At 69.7% G+C, this 15,042-nt stretch carries 14 protein-coding genes, 1 tRNA gene and 1 pseudogene; 11 read left to right on the forward strand and 5 right to left on the reverse strand.

Annotated elements, in window-relative coordinates; all coding sequences use genetic code 11:
• Positions 1-244: 244 nt before the first annotated feature.
• Positions 245-1,369 carry a hypothetical protein gene (locus tag I6A81_RS05060; protein WP_202999502.1) on the forward strand — a complete coding sequence of 375 codons (1,125 nt, stop codon included), beginning with the start codon at positions 245-247 and terminating at the stop codon, positions 1,367-1,369.
• Here the strand turns inward: I6A81_RS05060 and I6A81_RS05065 are convergent.
• Together I6A81_RS05065 and I6A81_RS05070 are read right to left on the reverse strand one after the other, a co-directional pair.
• Positions 1,321-1,539, reverse strand: a complete 219-nt coding sequence (locus I6A81_RS05065; RefSeq protein WP_407661249.1) for a hypothetical protein — start codon at positions 1,537-1,539, stop codon at positions 1,321-1,323. The two genes, I6A81_RS05060 and I6A81_RS05065, sit on opposite strands and share 49 nt — an antisense overlap.
• Before the next feature lie 70 nt (positions 1,540-1,609).
• Positions 1,610-2,263 (reverse strand): TetR/AcrR family transcriptional regulator, encoded by a 654-nt coding sequence (locus I6A81_RS05070; protein ID WP_307874484.1) that lies wholly within the window; start codon positions 2,261-2,263, stop codon positions 1,610-1,612.
• Between the two features lie 101 nt (positions 2,264-2,364).
• Between I6A81_RS05070 and I6A81_RS05075 the strand changes: the two genes are divergently transcribed.
• The 4 genes from I6A81_RS05075 (at position 2,365) to I6A81_RS05090 (ending at position 6,493) form a co-directional block, all read left to right on the forward strand.
• Positions 2,365-3,021 carry an ester cyclase gene (locus I6A81_RS05075; RefSeq protein ID WP_238428164.1) on the forward strand — a complete coding sequence of 219 codons (657 nt, stop codon included), beginning with the start codon at positions 2,365-2,367 and terminating at the stop codon, positions 3,019-3,021.
• Positions 3,022-3,502: 481 nt separating this feature from the next.
• A complete protein-coding gene (locus I6A81_RS05080) occupies positions 3,503-4,627 on the forward strand; it encodes a SpoIIE family protein phosphatase (RefSeq protein WP_202999504.1) in 1,125 nt (374 codons plus the stop codon).
• A gap of 552 nt (positions 4,628-5,179) precedes the next feature.
• A complete protein-coding gene (locus tag I6A81_RS05085; protein ID WP_202999505.1) occupies positions 5,180-6,091 on the forward strand; it encodes a hypothetical protein in 912 nt (303 codons plus the stop codon).
• Positions 6,092-6,420: 329 nt separating this feature from the next.
• Positions 6,421-6,493, forward strand: a tRNA-Lys gene (locus I6A81_RS05090).
• A 304-nt stretch (positions 6,494-6,797) separates the two neighbouring features.
• Here the strand turns inward: I6A81_RS05090 and I6A81_RS05095 are convergent.
• The 3 genes from I6A81_RS05095 to I6A81_RS05105 form a co-directional block, all read right to left on the reverse strand.
• On the reverse strand, positions 6,798-6,935 hold the full coding sequence (locus I6A81_RS05095) for a hypothetical protein (RefSeq protein WP_238430954.1): 138 nt from the start codon (positions 6,933-6,935) through the stop codon (positions 6,798-6,800).
• 236 nt (positions 6,936-7,171) lie between these two features.
• On the reverse strand, positions 7,172-7,462 hold the full coding sequence (locus I6A81_RS05100; protein ID WP_203007408.1) for a hypothetical protein: 291 nt from the start codon (positions 7,460-7,462) through the stop codon (positions 7,172-7,174).
• Positions 7,463-7,495: 33 nt separating this feature from the next.
• The gene (locus tag I6A81_RS05105) at positions 7,496-7,732 is read right to left on the reverse strand and encodes a hypothetical protein (protein ID WP_203007409.1); all 237 of its coding nucleotides are present in this window, start codon (positions 7,730-7,732) and stop codon (positions 7,496-7,498) included.
• A gap of 352 nt (positions 7,733-8,084) precedes the next feature.
• Between I6A81_RS05105 and I6A81_RS05110 the strand changes: the two genes are divergently transcribed.
• The 6 genes and pseudogenes from I6A81_RS05110 to I6A81_RS44700 all read left to right on the forward strand — a co-directional run bounded on the left by I6A81_RS05110 (position 8,085) and on the right by I6A81_RS44700 (position 14,669).
• Entirely contained in the window at positions 8,085-8,534 is a 450-nt protein-coding gene (locus I6A81_RS05110; RefSeq protein WP_203007410.1) for a hypothetical protein, read from the forward strand.
• A 375-nt stretch (positions 8,535-8,909) separates the two neighbouring features.
• Entirely contained in the window at positions 8,910-9,965 is a 1,056-nt protein-coding gene (locus I6A81_RS05115) for an integrase core domain-containing protein (protein ID WP_238430955.1), read from the forward strand.
• Positions 9,966-10,628: 663 nt separating this feature from the next.
• Positions 10,629-11,198: pseudogene (locus I6A81_RS05120) on the forward strand (cytochrome P450); the annotation flags it as partial.
• 260 nt (positions 11,199-11,458) lie between these two features.
• Positions 11,459-11,923 carry a hypothetical protein gene (locus I6A81_RS05125; protein WP_238430956.1) on the forward strand — a complete coding sequence of 155 codons (465 nt, stop codon included), beginning with the start codon at positions 11,459-11,461 and terminating at the stop codon, positions 11,921-11,923.
• Between the two features lie 1,007 nt (positions 11,924-12,930).
• Positions 12,931-14,211 carry an ABC transporter substrate-binding protein gene (locus I6A81_RS05130; protein ID WP_203007411.1) on the forward strand — a complete coding sequence of 427 codons (1,281 nt, stop codon included), beginning with the start codon at positions 12,931-12,933 and terminating at the stop codon, positions 14,209-14,211.
• Positions 14,212-14,543: 332 nt separating this feature from the next.
• The gene (locus I6A81_RS44700; RefSeq protein WP_285222826.1) at positions 14,544-14,669 is read left to right on the forward strand and encodes a hypothetical protein; all 126 of its coding nucleotides are present in this window, start codon (positions 14,544-14,546) and stop codon (positions 14,667-14,669) included.
• Positions 14,670-15,042: the final 373 nt, after the last annotated feature.

Below are 15,042 nucleotides of genomic sequence, written 5' to 3' on the forward strand. Positions count from 1 at the left end.
GACCATGATCCCAGAGGCCGTGGTGCCGAAAACCGCCCCGTCTGGCACCACAACCCATGCACCGTTTCCAGGACCGGCCAGCCATCAGCGATTTCCCGTAGCCCCACGTGGCCGGCCAACGCCGGACCTCAGAACCAATGGGAGCCCACAGCCGGCGTGCTCTCGCCGAACAGCAGCCCGGTCGTGGACGGGAAGCCGACAGGCCGGGGTCGGCGGTGGGCGCGGCGGGTTACGGTCCGGGGCCGTGCGGACCAGGAGCAAACTCACCCTGACCTGCGCGCTCGCGGTCGCGCTCACCGTCACGGCCTGCGGCAGCACGGCCGACCCAGCCGTGAACCCCTCCGCGGCGGCGTCGGGCACCCTCGACGTGACCGCCACCGGCCCGCCGACGCCGGGCTCCGGCGACGTGCTCGCCGTCGTCTACGGCGCGAAGGTCGGCTGGCTGCCCGACGGCGTCGCGCTCAGCTGGGACACGTTCGACGCCCGGGAGAACCTGTACGGGTTCCCGGGCTCCTGGTACCGGCAGACCGCGTCCTTCCACGCCGGCGTCGACATCCGGCGGGAGCTGGACGCCGGCGGCTCGGCCCTCGACCCCTACGCCGCCCACGAGGTCGAGGTGCTGCGCACCCGCGAACCCGGCGGCGCCGTGCCCGACGTCGACGCCTGGCGGGCCCATCTGGACGCCGAGGTCGCCGCCGCGGCGGGGACGCTCACCCGTGCCTACGAGCAGGCGACGGTGGGCGGCGGGCCGGCGCTGCTCACCCGGACCGTCAACACCGCGCCGGGCAGCTGGACCGGTGACAAACCCCCGCCGGCCGAGGTCGTCGATCACAGCGTCTACTGGCGGGTCGAGACGGCCGGCGACCAGGTGGGCGTCAAGGTCACCGGACCGGACCGGGACGCGGTCCTGCGGATCGCCGAGAGCATGACCGTCGGCGCCCGGCCCACCGGCCCGTCCGCGCCCGACGACGCCGCGGCGCGGATCCGCGCCTCCGTCCAGACCGCTCTCGACGGCTCCCTCGGCGAGGGCATGCTCGACGCCGTCACCGAGATCGACGTCGTCGGGCCCGCGTTCGACGCGGCGCTCGTCGCCCACCCCGCCGCGGTGCGCGGGTTGACCGTCGCCGGGTTCGACCCGGCCAGCGAGGTCGTGTGGCTCGGCACCAGCTCGGCCGAACTGGTCGGCATCCTCGTCGACGTCGTCGCCGAGCATGGCGACCCGGGCGTCGGCGCGATCGGCCGGCACGTGGCCGGCGGTCCTGTCACCACATCGGCGCGGATGATGGGTCTGGCCGACGGCTGGAAGGTCGCCCGCGAGAGCTACTGCGGGCTGACATTCCCTGTGCTGGTGTGCCCCGCGTTCAACTGATCACGCGTCCGCGGCCCGCCGACGTTGTCGAAGTAGACGTCGATCCCGTCCGGCGCCGCGTGTCGCGGCCGCTCCACAAGCTGCCCGTCGTGACTGTCGAAGGCCGCGTCGAATCCGAGCTCGTCGAGCAGGTAGCGCACGTTGTCCGGGCTGCCCGCTGAGCCGATCACCCGTCCTGCCCCCAGCAGGCGGACAGCGCGGCTGGGGGCGCAACCACCCGGTCAGCCGCGGTGACCGGCATCAGCTCGGGGCGTCGCTCGCCGTGGCGGTGACCTCGTCGCGCAGCACGGTCGCCAGCAACGTGCGGGCCAGCCATTCCTGGTAGTCGGCGCGGCTCCAGCCGCGCTGGCGCAGCATGCCGTCGACGGCCGGTGAGATGAGCATCCAGACCACGTCACGGGCCGCGTCCACGGACAGGTCGTCCCGGAGCAGGCCGAGGCTCGACCAGTGACTGACCGCGGCCGTCGCCCCCAGCAGCCGTTCCTGGTCGATCCGTGCCGCGAACGCCTCGAGCTCCGGGTCGCCGCCGCGGATGTTGAGCACGATGTCGAGCAGCTGGCCGATGCGGCCGGCCACGCCGGCGGCCATCGCCGCGTACGCCCGGGCCGAGTCCCGGGCGCCGCTCGCCGCCCGCATCGCCCGCGCCTCCGGTCGGTCCGCGAAGCTGATCGGCTCGTCGTCACCAGCGAGGGTGACGTCGTACACCGCCTTGAGCAGGCCGGCCTTTCCCCCGAAACGCTTGTAGACGGTTTCCTGCGAGACGCCGGCCGCCGCCGCGACCGCCCGGATCGTGGTCCCGGCATAACCATGAGTCAGGAAAGACTCGCGGGCAGCGGCCAGGACACGCTGCCGGGTCTGTCCCGCGGCCGCCCGGCGTGACCGGTTGTCGTACACGCGACCCACCTCGAGGTCCGATGACCATGGAATTCGATACAGCCTACTGTCATTCTTGGATACAGCGAGCTGTACCGAATAGACGACGAGGAGATCACCTCATGGCCATGGTCACCACCGCCTCGTGGAACTCGACCACCCCCACCGGCGCTTCGGCCGCCGCGACCGCCCCGGCGGCCACCCCCGTCATCGTCCGGGCGCCCCGGCCGGCGACCCCGGGGCTCGACCGCGGCGTGCTGGTCGACGTGACGGTCCGCCACATCCGGGCGATGATCGACGGCGACCTCGACGACTTCATCGCGCTCACCCATCCCCAGGCCGTCAACCGCGAGGCGCTGAGGGAGCCACCCGCCGCTCGCGGGCTAGGCCCCAAGGCGTTCCTCGCCACCGCTCACTGGCTGCGCACGGCGTTCTCGGACATGTCCTTCACGATCGAGGAGATCGTGGTCGAGGGAGATCTCGTCGTGACCCACGGCACCATGTCGGGCCGGCACACTGGCGAGCTGGTGGTGTGGACGCCGAACGGCGAGGTCGAACGCGCCTTCGCGCCCACCGGCCGCTCGTTCACCGTCAACCACGCGCACTTCCTGCGGTTCCGCGACGGCGTGGTCGTCGAGCACTGGGCGGTGCGCGACGACCAGGGGCTGGCTATGCAGGCCGGCTGGATCCCGCCGACGCCGGCATTCCTGCTGCGCTGCGCGATCGCCACCCGGCGGGCCAAGCGCGCCGCGAAGGCCGCCAGCACCGGCCGCGCCTGACGCCCCGAGCGTGACCAACCCCCTCGACCCGACACCCGACACCCGACACCCGGCGCCCGGCGCCCGCCGGCCACCCCATCCCACCGCCTGACGTCGCGGTGGTCGGCAGGCGCCGGGCAGAAGCCACCTCCGGCGCGCTTGGCCCAGGCCGGGACGCGCCGCGAGCCCTACGCTGAACTGCGGAGGCAGGAGCGGTCGGCGTGGCCCGAGAAATCCAGGACGACCGGTGGTCCGTGGCGATGACGTCCGTGGCCAGGTGGTCCGTGGCGGTATGGCCCGAGACCATGCCGGCCGACGGGCGCCAGGCCGTGCCCGGCCGCCCCGCCTCCACGCTCGCCGCGCCGCGTGCCGGCAGGACGGCTGAGCGCGGCGCGCGGATGCGCCCAGCGTCCGGAGACGGCCGGTGACCGGCGCGCGCCCGCCGAGGACCACGGCAAGGGATCAGGACGCGCGCAGAGAGGCAGGCGCGATGGTGAACCGGGTGGAGGCGACGGGGCTCGGGCGGGGGTGGGCGTTGGCCGAGGCCGGGGACATCGCGCGCGCGGACGCCGAGGTCGGGATGTGGGACCGCGACATCGTCTCCGGGCGCCTGACCTGGGACCGCCGCACCGCCGAGCTGCACGGTGTCGACCTGGACGCCTTCGGCGAGTCGATGGAGGCCTTCTTCGCCACGATCCACCCGGACGATCTCCCACGGGTCCAGGCCGCCGTCGACACGGCGGTCACGGAACGCGGGTCGTACCTGGCGGAGTACCGGGTGAACCGGCCGGACGGGTCCCAGGTGTGGATCCAGGGACTGGGGCGGATCGTGTCCAGCGCGGCCGGCCAGGCCACCCGGGTGATCGGCGTCGTCGTCGACGTCACGTGGCGGCACACGATGGTCGAGATGCTGCAACGCGCGATCCTGCCGCGGACCCTGCCCGACCTGCCCGGCATCGACCTCGTCGCCCGCTACCTGCCGGCGGCCGGCGATGCCGGGGTCGGCGGCGACTGGTATGACGCGGGAGTGCTGCCCGGCGGCGGGATCCTGCTGGTGGTCGGCGACGTCGCCGGGCACGGCCTGCCCGCCGTGGCCGCGATGGCGGAGCTGCGCCACGCCGCCCGCGCCTACGCGCTCGCCGGCTTCTCACCGGCGGGCATCACCACCCAGCTGTCCGCGAATCTCGCCCCTGACCCGGATGGCACCACGGCGACCGCCATCGTCACCCAGCTCGACCCGGTCACCCACCGGCTGACGTGGTCCTGCGCCGGCCACCCCCCGCCGCTGCTGATCGCCGGCGGCGACGCCGACTACCTCGACGACGTGCACGGCCCGCTGCTCGGCGCCGATCCGGCGCTCTCCTACGGCCAGACCGACCTGAGACTGCCGCCGGACTCGCGGCTCATCCTCTACACCGACGGACTCGTCGAACGCCGGCGCATCTCGATCACCGAGCGGCTCAGCACCCTCGCGAACGTCGCCGCCGACCACATGCCGCGCGAACGCGACGGTCTCGCCGACCTCTGTGACCGCATCCTCACCCACGTCGCCGGCCCGGCCGAACGGGAGGACGACCTGTGCCTCCTGGCCGTCCAGACACCCCGAACCTTCTCGTCGAAACCCTGAGCGGTCCGCGCGGCCACCCGTCGAGGCGATCAACCCCTCGTACCCAGGCTCCGGCGCCAGGCTCCGGCGCCAGGCTCCGGCGCATCACCGATGACGAACGATCTCGCTGGAACGACTCCCAGCGGACCCGCGACCACCGGACCTGCCTGACTACTGGTCTCGACTACTGGTCTCGACGGACTCCTGGACCCCACCGACTGGCGGTCCCCCTTGGAGCGGGCCCTTTGCGCGCGGGCCGCCGGCGGCACGTGCCGCCGCGACGGACGGGCGGCTCACCGGCCCTGAGGTGTAATCGCGACGCGATGGACCAGTCACGTTTCGTTGCTGGATCGATGGTGATGGCCTGGCGGTCGGCGGGGAAAACTGGTGGTTGGCCGGGTAGGGCGACCAACGCGGCACGAGAGTGAGTGCCACAACACGGAGAGTGGGAATGTTGGTTGGCCGCGACGGAGGGTACGGCAAGGTCGTCAGATCTTGGAGGCCAGCGGCGGGGTCACCCGCCCCGACCCCGCGCCGACTCCACTGCTCGGGGCACGCCACGAAGGGAGACCGATGAGTACCACGATCAAGGACCGGCTCTCGCACGTCACTGACGCCGTCCCGGTGAGCGAGATCCCCGACGCGGCCCGCTCCGTCGCCGACCGGGCAGGACACGCCGCCGACCGGGCCGGGCACGCCGTCGCTGACGCCGCGGCCAAGGCCGGCCATGGGGCGGCCCGGGCGGGGCACACCGCCGCGACCGCCACCCGCGACGCCGGCAGCGCGCTGGCCAGCAAGGTGGCGGACACCACGAGCGCCGGCGTCGACTCGGTCAGCCGACAGGCCGGCAAGGCGGCGAAGGTCCCGGCCCGGACGGCGTCCAAGACGGCATCCAAGGCCGCGGCCGCGTCCGGCCGCACCGCCCGGCGGGTTGAGAAGGCACGCGGCGCGGCGGAGCTCTCGGCCGAACGCGCGCTCGCCGCCACCGAGCTTCGGGTCGAGAAGGCCAGGTCTGGCCGTGCCATCCGGTCCGAGCGCAAGGCCCGGGAGCGGGCCGACAAAGCCCAGCAGGTGCTGGAGAACCGGCTGGCCAAGGCCGAACGGAAGCTGGCCCGGGTACACCGGCGCCGCCGTCGCGGCATGGTCACGATGCTGCTGCTGGGTGGCGGCGCGGCGGGGACCGTCGCGGCCCGCAGGTACCTCGCCGGCTCCGGCCAGCAGGGCAAGGCGGACGCGCCGACAAGCCCCGGCCACGAGGACGACCTGACCCCCTCGACGCCCCCGGTGACCACCAGCACAGGGACGTCAGCCGGTGCCGGCACGTCCGGTCCTCGGCCGTCGACGACGGCCACTCCGTCGGCACCGGCCTCGTCCACGACCGGTACCAGCTTCCCGGCATCGATGGACGAGGAGATCGCCTCGGACGCCACCGCCGGCCGGATGGAGGAGATGCCCGGCGTCGACTCCTCGCCACGGCGTTACTGACCGCGACACTCGTGACGACGATGCCGTGACGAGGTGAGGCCCGCCGCCGACGGCTACGGCTACGGCTACGGCTACGGCGGCTCGGTACGTCCGACCGGCCGGGTGCGACACGCACCCGGCCGGTCGTGTCGCTTCCCTCCCCGGCGACGAGTCGGGTACCGGGCGGTGGAGGCGGTGACATAACGGGACGATTCGGCGCAGACTGCTGTGGCCGGCGTTGCGCGAACCGAGTGCCCCCGCCCCACCCGACCGGGCTCGGAGCTGGTACAGTCGTCCACATCGACGCGGAGACGCGAACGACTGCAACACCTAAGGCAGCACAATTTAATGCGCCGCTAGCTCAATTGGCAGAGCAGCGGACTCTTAATCCGCGGGTTCGGGGTTCAAGTCCCTGGCGGCGCACCCGGAAAGTTCTTATGTACCAGCAGGTTTGGGCCGGCCCAGTGCCGGCCTTTCTGTTTCTTGATCGTTGTGGGTGAGATGTGGGTGAGATCCTGCACGCGGCGTGGGATCGCGTCCGCCACGGCCTCCGCGGCGCGCTGTCCGGTTGACCGGAGCAGATGGTCGAAGAGCGTGCCGTGGTTCTGTCACTCGCATCGATGCCACGGCTCGCATCGGCGGCAGAGGCATGATCGAGAGACGACACACCGCCTGTTGGGTTTCAGAACTCGGCCACCTGCGTTGGCCTGGGCTTTGATGGGGCTCGTTAGTAGTCGCTGATCAGGCCGCCGAGGACCGGGCGACGCTCGATCCGTGCCTTGGTCAGGTCGGCGATGAGGTGGTCGGGCCATGGTGGCCCAAGACCGCAGCTGCGGTGGGGGTGTCGTCCGTTGTAGTGGGCCATGTATTCGACAGGACGGCTCGCGGACGCTGTTCGCTGAAGATCAGCATGCGGTCGGTCGCCCAGCCACGGGTCCTGGCGGCGGATGCGGTGAAAGGTCGGGCAGGTCCTCGACGGCCCATCGCGATCGACGCGGTGGATCGTCGACGGCGGGGGCAGTCAGGAGTGTCCGGCCTAGCGCTTGGGTGTGGTACCGCTCGCGGGGGCGAGCGCGAAGGTGGCGAGGTCGAGCGCTGTGTTCATCGCGCGATCCAGCTGGACGGCGACGTCCGGGAGGGCGTCCAGCGGACGAGGCGCGCATGCGCGTCCAAGCCAGCCTCCAGGTGCTGGCGCGCGGCGGTGGCGGCGGTGGCGGCGTAGTTCCGTGCGAGGGTGCCGGTGGCCGTGTCGCCGTAGCCATGTGCGAGGCGCCGGGCCGCATCCGCGAGGAGGGTGAGCGTGCGGGTGGCGTGGTCCTGGCGTTCCAGCGCGGTCAGGTCCGGGTTGCGCATCATCGTCTGCAGCGCGAGGGCGTGGTAGGCGATACGCATCGCGGGGCGTGCCAGCGGCGCCCGGTCCAGCCATCAGGCTGCCCGGTCGCGGTAGAACGCGTTTCCCGCGCCGCCACCGACCGTCGCCAGGCCGGCGACGGTCCCTAGCCGGACCAGCTCGTGGATCAGTGAGGGCAGCCAGGCGAGCGTGCATCCGAGCGCGGGCAGCATCAGCACGATCTGTCCCACGATCGGGACCGCGACCCGGCGGCGCCGGTACCGCCGCGCCGCCACAGCGACGACCGGGTTCAGGTGCGCCCCCTTCGCCACCTGTCCATTTTGCGCCACCTGAGCGGCGCCCGAAGCCGCGGAGCGTGCGTGCCGTGCGGGAGTCCGCGCTGTGACAGCGGCCGCCCGTGTTCCTCGGGGCTCGGTGTACTGGCAACTGTCCGGGAGGTGCTAAAGATCGCCGGGAATTGCTAGATCAGCCGGGGAACCTACAGCCATCTCCTGCGATCGCCCGTGGATCGAACCAGTGGATGGCCTTGGCGATGTGTCGCGCGAGGGCCGGTGCGGTGTTCGGGCCGTCCAGGGTTATCCACAGCACCGTCGCCGCGCTGGCCCTTGTCCGGGCGTCGTGGTGCGCTGGACCTGTCTGATCAAGGCCGTGCGAGGAGGAGCGATGAACGGGGAGACGACACAGTCCGGGGCGGGGCCGACGGGTGAGCTGGATCCGTCGTATGGGGTGGATCCGGTGCGGTGGCGGGGCGTGGCGGCGGCACGGCTCGAGGCTGTTCAACCGGGGTTGGCGGCGGGGCTTGGGCTGCTCTACCACGCGCTGGCCGGGCTGCTGTTCGATCCGCTGGCGGGCGACCGGCGGGCGCGGACGGCCCGCACCGAGATCACCTGGGCGGTCGCGGAGTTGGAGTTCGCCGGGGTACGCGAGGCGCCACCCCCCACCCCCTCGTCCGGCGCCCGTGCCGAACCGGTGGGCTGGGAGGACGTCCGGCAGGTGCTGCGCGCCGCAGTCGAGACGCTGTATCCCTGCGTCGAGACGGAGCCGGAGCCGATGCCGGCGGCTCGGGCGGTGATCCACACCCGGATGGCGTTGACGGCGCTGGGCGATGGCTGATCCGCTGACCTACGGCCAGCTCGCCGAGACCGCCTGCGCCCAGGCCGCGGCGGCCGCCGCAGCCCCGTCGCCGGCGAGGGCGGAGGAGGTCTTCCGCGACGCCGCCGAGTTGCTCGGGGTACTCGCGCTGGCCGGTAGGCATGCTCGTTTCCTCGGTCGTGGGGCCGGGTCGTCGAATCCGGCGTTGGACCTTGCCTGGCACCTCGACCAGGCAGTCGTCGCGATGCGGGCTGCCCTCCCAGTAGGAAGGGCAGGACCAGGAAGCGTCTGGGCCGCGCCACACGATCTGTTGGGGACCGCGCACGACCTTGTGGGGTGCAACTGGACGGTCAGGGCTGTGAGCTGGGCGAACAGCGCTTCCAGGATCATGGGGCCATGGTGTCGACGGTCGTGTTCCTACTGGTCCGAAGGCTGCTCGGGGCGGCCGGTCTCGGTGGCCGGCCGGACGAGAAGGACATCGAGATCGCTGTGCTGCGCCATCAGTTGGCGGTGTTGCATCGCCAGGTCGCCCGGCCGCGGTTTACCCCGTCCGATCGGAGGCTGCTGGCCATCCTGGCTCGGCTCCTGCCGCGTCCTCGTTGGTCGGCCTTCCTCGTGACCCCGGCGACGCTGCTGCGTTGGCACCGCGACATGGTCCGCCGCCGGTGGACCTATCCGCCGCCGCGTCGTGGTCGCCGGCTCGAGGGGGCGACGGTGCAGCTGGTGCTCCGCCTGGCCCGGGAGAACCCGCGATGGGGCTACCTGCGCATCGTCGGGGAGTGCCGCAAGCTGCAGGTCCAGGTGTCAGCCACCTCGGTGCGCACCATCCTCCGGCGTCACGGCTTGGGCCCGGCACCCCGACGTGGTTCCGGGCCGAGCTGGTCGCAGTTCCTGCGCGCCCAGGCCCGCGGCGTGCTGGCCTGCGACTTCTTCACGATCGACACCGTCACCCTAGCCAGGCTGTACGTGCTGTTCTTCGTCGGACTCGACCGCCGCCACGTCTGGCTCGCCGGCGTCACCGAACACCCGACCGCCGCCTGGGTCACCCAGCAGGCCAGAAACCTCACCTACCAGCTCGGCGAGAGCGGGCCGTACAAGTTCTTGATCCGCGATCGGGACGCCAAGTTCGTCGCCGGCTTCGACGACGTCTTCGCCGACGAAGGCATCCGCATCCTCAAGACACCGATCCAGGCTCCGCGCGCGAACGCCTTCGCCGAACGCTGGGTCCGCACCGTGCGCGCCGAGTGCCTCGACTGGATCCTGATCTGGAACCGACGCCACGCGGAACAGGTCCTGTCGATCTACGTCGAGCACTACAACACGGCCCGGCCCCACCGCGGCCTCGACCTCGGCATCCCCGACCTGCCGACCTCACCCGGCGGACCGAGCGGCCCGATCGGACGCATCGACCGCCTCGGCGGCCTCCTCCACGAATATCACCGAGCCGCCTGATCAAGCACCCGACCAGCGAAACCGCATACTTGCACCCTTCAGGTCGGCCGGTTCGAGGTAACCCGGGTCCTGGAGGACCCCGCGCGGCGCCGAAGACGGGGACGTTTTACCCGCCGCCAGTGTGTGAGCCGCTGGTTCCGAGAACCGGCGGGTGGAGGAAGGCCCGCAGGTTGGTTTCCGACAGTCACCGGCGGGTGGCTCAGATGGCGTTGAAGCTCATGCCGGAACCGACTGTCGAGGCCGACTTCCTGCCGGCCTCCTATGGGTCCCGGCCCGGGCGGCAGCCGCAGGACACGACCGCACCGCCTGCTCGATCAAGGAGTTCATCCGCGCCGTCTGGCGGTACCGCACCGTCCGGATCCGCGCCGACCGACACCTACTCACCTCCGAGGAGCACTCCCGATCGACGTCCGCACCGCGCTTGCACTCGTCAACCGAATAGGACATGCGCACTACTAGACAACAGTGGGGTTCCAGCGAGCACACGATCCTCGCAGGTGACGACCCAACCGAACCGGAGGAAGACTCAAACACCTAGACCTTGACGCAGCCACCCCTCATGTGCTAGATAAAGCTCTCGTACGAGCGTATAGCATGCGGGCGTGACCGGGACGCGCAGCGCAGGGCTGGTAAGCGTCATGACGGTCGAAGGGAGAGAGCGAGTTGCCGGACTGGAAGGCGGTCGACTTTTTCGGCAATGAGTCACTCCTTGAGAATCCGTACCCCTCCTTCGATGAGCTGCGCGCGGTGAGTCCGGTGCTGCCGTTACCTCACTTGGGGGTAGTCGCCGTCACCGGCTACGACGAGACGATCGAGGTATACTGCGGCGCCGAGAGATTCTCCTCGTGCAATTCTCCGGTCGGGCCGTTCGCGCCGTTTCCGGTTCCGCTCGAAGGTGAGGACGTCAGCGAGCTCATCGACCGATATCGTGACCGTCTTCCACTGAAAGAGCACATGGTCACGATGGACCCGCCCACGCACACCCGCGAACGAGGGCTGCTGATGCGGCTTCTCACCCCCAAGCGACTCCAGGAGAACGAGGACTCCATCTGGCGCCTGGCCGACCAGCAGCTCGACGATTTCACCGCGGATGGCAGGTGTGAGTTCATCGGGGCATACGCCCAGCCGTTCGCCATGCTCGTCACAGCCGACCTGCTCGGCGTGCCCGAGGCCGACCGCCAGCGGTTCCGTGAAGGTTCCGGTCTCACTGTCAGCCCCGGCCAGATCGGCTCCGACCAAAGCAAGTGGCGGCCCGCAGATTCTCCTTCACGGCCTTGCCTCATCGGCGCCGGCTGATTGAGGTCGCCACCGGCGAGGCCCGTCTACCCGCGGATTTTCGACCAGCGGCCCCTGAAGCCGGTTAGATCGCCGCGCGACGCGGGCGCCATCGGTTCAACCCCGACCACGGCCGACCCAAAACCGCTCCGCGCGATGTGGGGCGGAAACGCCTCCACTTGGCCTAGAACTCCATAGCCAAGCACGATGCCGATCGAATGGAGGATCAGTTGATGGATCTACGGGAAGTGCGCGACGTCGTTGGGGAATACACGGGGAACGCCCGCACAGTGCTGGAATATAGCATGACCGTGAAGCGCTTACTGGACGGAGCGAAGGAGCCTGGTTTCTCGGTCGAGAGCTGGGCGCCGCTCGCCGAACTTGTCGCAGTCGACGAGTTCGAACGCGTCGGCAACTTCAAAGAAGCCATGACCTGGCAAGACTACGTCAAATTCCTCACACTCTGGGCAATCTCGACCAACTGGGAGTGCTCATTCAAGCGCCTCACCGAACGGCCTGGGGTGGTATATCTAGAACTCGAAGAACGCAGTCGCCTCGATGGCAACGTGCGCGCCAGCAACTCACTATCGGTCTACGAATTCAATGAATTTGGCAAGATTCGACACCTCGATGTATACCTTCAGATTCCGCTCCCCAACCCGGCCATCCTCCATAGGTACTAGGGTATCCGGATCTCCGAGCAGACAGGCAGACCGCAAACCGACTCAGGGATACCGGGCGACGAGTCCGTGGGGACTCGCGCGAATCTCTCCCCCAGGCCTCAGCTTGCCATCTATATTAAGGGCCTCCGGCGGGCTAGCTCCTTCGCAAGCGCAAAAGGCCGCCTCTTCCCCTTGAGCTCCTTGATCCTCTTGGACGTAAGCACCTGGGAGACCAGGGAGCGGTGAATGGCATGTCGCGGCGTGTCCTCGTTGATGAAAATCCCGGCAGCATGACGGGTGCCGCCTTGACGACCTCGAGGATATCGCCTCTCGCCAAGATCAGACGCTTCGAGTCCTTGAGAGCGGCGACGACATCGTCGAATCGACTCGGATCCAGACCCAGAAGTCGAGACGTTCGTTGCAGTAGAGAGGCGCGTCGTCCCGTAGCAGCCAGTAGGCGGTGCGGGTCGGCGTCGATCCCGATGTCGTACGGGTGGCAGTAGAGGTCACTCAGCCTCCTCGTCCCCTGGACATCGCTGCACGAACGTATAGCATGAGGCGATACGTTCATGTAGGACGCATCCGCATGAACCGACCAGGCTTCCGCGACGGAGCGGTCGCGGACAGGAGTGAGGACGGACAGGAGTGAGGACGGACAGGTTGGGTCGCGTCACGGTCGCCACCGGCGGGGCGGCGGGGTTGGTCCTGTTCGTGCGCAGGCACTTCGCTCGCCAGGGTCAAATAGTTGGAGTTCTCAACCTGGACGCCGCTGCGACGACGGCGGCCGATCTCCGTGGTCAGCGAGCTTGGGGGCTCCCAATAGTTGTCGGGAGCGCCTCTTCGCTGTCTCATGGAAGGTTCGCCAGTATCCGGTTCGCTACGGAAGAGTCAGCGAGGAGGGCCACCTCCGCGCGTATACCTGTCGACTCTGCTTTGGCGCCAGGCTATGACGTTATCGGCGCATACCCTCCCGACGCGTGGGAAGTGCCTCAGGAATGTCCTCGTGATCACAACCAAGGAGCCACGTCATGTGGTTATTCCAGAAGCGATTAGTGCGCGGCGCGGCGCTGGCCGCGAGCGCGAGCACCCTCGCCATGGGCCTCAGCGCCTGTGGCCAGGCCGGCTCGGGCACGGCCGGCGGGGTGTCCTGCGACGCCTCCGCGCCCGGCGTCACCGACAAGGAGATCAAGCTCGGGTTGACCTGGAGTGACACCGGCGAAGGTGCGGCCAGCCTCGCCGCGTTCCGCGGCGGGGTCGACGCCCGGCTCGGCCTCGCCAACGAGAAGGAGGGCGGCATCTTCGGCCGCAGGATCACCTATGCCTGGCGAGACGACCAGGCCGACCGGCAGGTCAACGCGCGGGTCGCCCGGGAGCTGGTCGAGGACGAGGGGGTCTTCGGCATGATGATGGCCCCCGGGGGCTCCGGCGGGTCGATCGAGTGGCTGGCCGAGCAGAACATCCCAGTCACGGGCATGGGCAGCGACCCGGGCTGGGAGAACCGCGGGAACATGTTCTCCTTCTACTACCTCGGCGAGGGCTCCAACACCGCCTGGGGCAAGCTCGTCCGCGAACTGGGCGGTACGCGAGCCGCGGTGATCGCGATCTCGGGAAGCCAGTCCAACTCCGACTTCAACCGCCAGCTCGCCGCGAGCCTGCTGGAATCCGGCGTCGAGATCGTCAAGACGTACAACATCGCCGAGGCGATCACCAACTACGAGGCCATCGCCGACCAGATCAAGGCGAACGACATCGACACCCTCACCGGCACCGTCCTGCCCGCCACGGCCGTCAACATCCTCCCGGCGCTGCGCGAGCGGGGCGTCGAGCTCAAGGCCCCCATACTGGTACTGGGCTACGACGACAAGGTCCTCCAAGAGAACGGAGCAAGCCTGCGGAACGCGGTCATCGTCAACCAGATCAAACCCTGGCAGGCGAACACCCCGGAGCAGCAGACCTTCCTCGAGGCGATGAACATCTACGCCCCGCAAATCCAGCCAGCGACCACGGACATAGCCGTCGACGGCTACGTCTCCGCCGACCTGTTCGTCGAGGGCCTGAAGCTCGCCGGCGAGTGCCCGACCCGGGAAGCGTTCATCGCGGCGCTACGCGCCGCGACGACGTACGAGGGCGGGGGCCTGATCCCCCAGCCCGTCGACCTGAGCACGAACTACCGGGAGCCCAACTCCTGCTACAGCATCGTCCGGGTCAACTCTGAGGGCACGGCGTTCGTCCCGCTGTTCGACGCCAAGCCGCTGTGCGGTGACCCGATCACGCCCGAGCGGATGAACCAACTGCTCGGCGTCGCCTAGCGGAGGGCTTGGGCGGGAGCTGGTAGCGGTGGCTGCCGGGGATACGTTCGATGATCCCGTGCAGGCGTAGCCGGCGTATGTCGTAGCTCATCTGTCCGCTGGTGGTCGCGTTCGGCTCGCGGCCGAGCAAGGGCGCGAGGTGGGCGCGCAGGTCGCGATTGGTGAAGCCGCGGGGTAGCAGGCGGAAGACGAGGACCGCGGTCAGCACAGCTTGGACGCGGGGGTCGGTCAGAGGCCATACCCAAGTGCCATTGCCGTATATCTACATCGCCGTATACTTTTTTGCCAGCGCCGTGAAGGGATGCGGAGACCAACATGGCGGCGAGCGCCTGATGACCAAGCTGCTCACCGCTGAGTTCGGGGAAGAGGACAGCATCATCCGCACCGCCACCCGCGACAAGGTGATGACCTTCGTCGCCGGCGCTGGCAACGAGTCGACCGGACGGTCTGTCGGCTGACATGGCTCCGCCCTCCTCGCTCTCCTCCCCGGCGCGATCGAGAAGGCCCAGCACTTCGAGCCACCGGAACCGTTCATTGGCCGACACGCCACTGACGAGGCTGCGTCCAGAGAGAACCCGATGTCGGCGCGATCGGGCGGCTCGTTGACACGGCTCACATGCGCCTGGCCGTCAACGTGCCGCACCGGGCATCGCTCGCCGGGCTCGTCGAACGGGTCCGGGCGACCACCAACCAGCAACGACGAGGCCGGGGCAACCCGCCCCATCGTGCGCCACCCCGCCAGCGCATCCCGCTCCCACCGGAGGAAGCACCATGCAGGTACAGGAAAAACTGTTCATCGGCGGCGAGTGGGTCGCGCCGAGCGGCCCGGAC

The organism is Frankia nepalensis, from assembly GCF_016786325.1.
Lineage (GTDB): Bacteria > Actinomycetota > Actinomycetes > Frankiales > Frankiaceae > Pseudofrankia > Pseudofrankia nepalensis.

Excerpts from the sequence above, each read along its gene's own strand:
- I6A81_RS05075 (WP_238428164.1), top strand. The coding sequence starts at position 2,365 with ATGGCCATGGTCACCACCGCCTCGTGGAACTCGACCACCCCCACCGGC.
- I6A81_RS05085 (WP_202999505.1), top strand. The coding sequence starts at position 5,180 with ATGAGTACCACGATCAAGGACCGGCTCTCGCACGTCACTGACGCCGTC.
- I6A81_RS05095 (WP_238430954.1), bottom strand. The coding sequence starts at position 6,935 with ATGGCCCACTACAACGGACGACACCCCCACCGCAGCTGCGGTCTTGGG.
- I6A81_RS05100 (WP_203007408.1), bottom strand. The coding sequence starts at position 7,462 with ATGCGTATCGCCTACCACGCCCTCGCGCTGCAGACGATGATGCGCAAC.
- I6A81_RS05110 (WP_203007410.1), top strand. The coding sequence starts at position 8,085 with ATGAACGGGGAGACGACACAGTCCGGGGCGGGGCCGACGGGTGAGCTG.
- I6A81_RS05115 (WP_238430955.1), top strand. The coding sequence starts at position 8,910 with ATGGTGTCGACGGTCGTGTTCCTACTGGTCCGAAGGCTGCTCGGGGCG.
- I6A81_RS05125 (WP_238430956.1), top strand. The coding sequence starts at position 11,459 with ATGGAGGATCAGTTGATGGATCTACGGGAAGTGCGCGACGTCGTTGGG.
- I6A81_RS05130 (WP_203007411.1), top strand. The coding sequence starts at position 12,931 with ATGTGGTTATTCCAGAAGCGATTAGTGCGCGGCGCGGCGCTGGCCGCG.
- I6A81_RS44700 (WP_285222826.1), top strand. The coding sequence starts at position 14,544 with ATGACCAAGCTGCTCACCGCTGAGTTCGGGGAAGAGGACAGCATCATC.